Below are 2,616 nucleotides of genomic sequence, written 5' to 3'. Positions count from 1 at the left end.
CCGGCCCGGACGCGGCCCGGTCAGTACCGGAGGGAACCCCGGCTGACCTGCGCTGATCCGGCTCCTTGCGGTCCTGTCGCACGGGCGGCGGGTTCCCGGCGCCCCGGGGAGTAAACATCATCTCCCGCGGTCCGGATCACCGCGGCAGGCATCGGGCCCGGCGTCCCCGGCCGCTTGCCGCCTTACCCGCCGCCCCCGAGAAGCTAACCCGTCACCTGGGCATACCCGGCGGTCCCGCGGGGTACCGGGGGCACCGTGGCGATAGTGGAGAAGGTGATCGACGCACCCCCGGAGCAGGTCTTCGACGTGCTGGCCGACGGGTGGACGTACAGCGACTGGGTGGTGGGCACGGCGCACATCCGCGACGTGGACGACTTCTGGCCCCGGGTCGGCAGCCAGTTGCACCACCGGGCGGGCCCGTGGCCGTTCTCCCTGGAGGACTCCTCGACCGTGCTGCTCTGCGAGCCGCCGCACCGGCTGACCCTGCGGGCCGAGCTGTGGCCGGCCGGCGAGGCGATCGTGGTCTTCACCCTGGAGCCGGTGGACGGCGGGGCCACCCGGGTGCGCCTCGGCGAGGACTTCGCCGCCGGCCCGCTGCGCTGGCTGCGCACCAAGCTCAACGACCTGGTGCTGCACCAGCGCAACAAGGAGACGTTGCGTCGGCTATCCGACATCGCCACCCGGCAGAAGGGTGACCAGTGACCCGGACGGTGGTGGTGACGGGGGCCAGCGCGGGGGTCGGCCGGGCCGTCGCCCGTCGGTACGCGGCGCGCGGCGCCCGGCTGGCGCTGCTCGCCCGGGGTGCGGCGGGGCTCGCCGCCGCCGAGCGGGACTGCCGGGAGCGGGGCGCCGCCGACGTGCGCTGTTACCAGGTGGACGTGGCCGACGCCGGGGCGGTCCAGCGGGCCGCCGACGACGTGGTGCACCACTTCGGCGGCATCGACGTGTGGATCAACAACGCCATGGCGTCGGTCTTCGCCCCGGCGTGGGAGATCCCGGCCGCCGAGTTCCGCCGGGTCACCGAGGTCACCTACCTGGGTACGGTCCACGGCACGCTGGCCGCGCTGCGGCACATGCGCGCCCACGGGCGGGGCGCGATCGTGCAGGTCGGCTCGGCGCTGGCGTACCGGGGCATCCCGTTGCAGTCGGCGTACTGCGCGAGCAAGCACGCGGTGCAGGGCTTCAACGACTCGCTGCGCGCGGAGCTGCTGCACGACTGCCCCGGGGTGACCCTGTCGATGGTGCAGCTCCCGGCGATCAACACGCCGCAGTTCTCCTGGGTGCGGACCCGGCTCCCCCGGCACCCGCAGCCGGTGCCGCCGATCTTCGCGCCGGAGGTGGCCGCGCGGGCGGTGGTCTGGGCCGCCGAGCACGGCCCCCGGGAGCTGAACGTCGGCGGCCCCACCTGGCGGGCCCGGCTCGGCAACGTCCTCTTCCCCGGGCTGCTCGACCGCGCGCTGGCCCGCAGCGGCTACGACAGCCAGCAGACGGCCACCCCGATCGACCCGACCACCTGGCGGGACAACCTCGACCGGCCCGGTGACCAGGAACGGGACCACGGGGCCGAGGGCGTCTTCACCGACCGGGCGCACCGGCGGTCGGCCGCGCTCTGGGTCGGCACCCACAAACCCGCCGTCTCCGCCGTCGCGCTCACCGGGCTCGCCGTGCTCGTAACCGGGCTGGTCCGCCGGCTCCGGTGAGCCGGATGGGGAGCCTGACAAAACGGCCATGAACAACTGGCTACCCTCTCTGGGTACCCTGTCGGCAAACCGAGGATGTCCGTCATGATCGAACCCGTGCAGTTGCCCTCGCCGTGGCGGGATGCGCGCCTGACCGTCGTGGTCCCCACCTACAACGAGGCGGGCAACCTCCCGGTACTGGTCGACCGTCTCCTTGCCCTGCCCCTGCCCGGACTGCGGATCCTGGTCGCCGACGACAACTCCCCGGACGGCACCGGCGAGGTCGCCGACAAGCTCGCCGCCGAACACCCCGGCCGGGTCCAGGTGGTGCACCGGGCCGGCAAGGAGGGCCTGGGCCGGGCGTACGTCGACGGCATCGGGCGGGCGCTCGACGGCGGCGCGGAGTACGTCGCCCAGATGGACGCCGACCTGTCCCACCCGCCGGAGGCGCTGCCCGGGATGCTCGGCGCGCTGCTGTCGACCCAGTCCGGGGTGGTCATCGGCTCCCGGTACGTGCCCGGCGGCCAGCTCGACGAGGCGTGGCCGCTGTACCGGCGGGCGCTCAGCGGTTGGGCCAACCTGTACGTGCACACCCTGCTGCGGGTCCGCATCCGGGACCTCACCGCCGGCTTCAAGATCTGGCGGGCCGACGCGCTGCGCGACATCGGGCTGCACCGGGTCCAGTCCAACGGGTACAGCTTCCAGGTCGAGATGCACTACCTGGCCACCAAGCTGGGGCACACGATCCTGGAGGTGCCGATCCGGTTCGAGGAGCGGCGCGACGGCGCGTCGAAGATGACCACCGCCACCAAGATCGAGAGCGCGCTGATGCCGTTCAAGCTGCGCAGCCGCCACCGCAACCTGGACGACGCCCCCGCCACGGCGGGCACCGACCGGGCCCGCGGCGACGCCCCGGCCACCGCCGCCGTCCCGACGC

The 2,616-nt window shown here is 73.9% G+C and carries 2 protein-coding genes and 1 pseudogene; all 3 read left to right on the top strand.

Going from position 1 to position 2,616, the window contains the following annotated elements; translation table 11 throughout:
• The first annotated feature begins 264 nt into the window (after window positions 1-264).
• The gene (locus AWW66_RS31885; RefSeq protein ID WP_342671952.1) at window positions 265-702 is read left to right on the top strand and encodes an SRPBCC family protein; all 438 of its coding nucleotides are present in this window, start codon (window positions 265-267) and stop codon (window positions 700-702) included.
• Window positions 699-1,700: an SDR family oxidoreductase gene (locus tag AWW66_RS31880; protein WP_067374476.1), complete on the top strand. Its 1,002-nt coding sequence runs from the start codon at window positions 699-701 to the stop codon at window positions 1,698-1,700. Before AWW66_RS31885 ends, AWW66_RS31880 begins: the two co-directional genes overlap by 4 nt.
• An 84-nt stretch (window positions 1,701-1,784) precedes the next feature.
• Window positions 1,785-2,546: pseudogene (locus AWW66_RS31875) on the top strand (polyprenol monophosphomannose synthase); the annotation flags it as partial.
• Window positions 2,547-2,616: the final 70 nt, after the last annotated feature.

Origin of the sequence: Micromonospora rosaria (genome assembly GCF_001567585.1) — a bacterium.
Lineage (GTDB): Bacteria > Actinomycetota > Actinomycetes > Mycobacteriales > Micromonosporaceae > Micromonospora > Micromonospora rosaria.
Note: the sequence above shows the minus strand (reverse complement) of the source record. Positions and strands in the feature narration are given on the sequence as shown.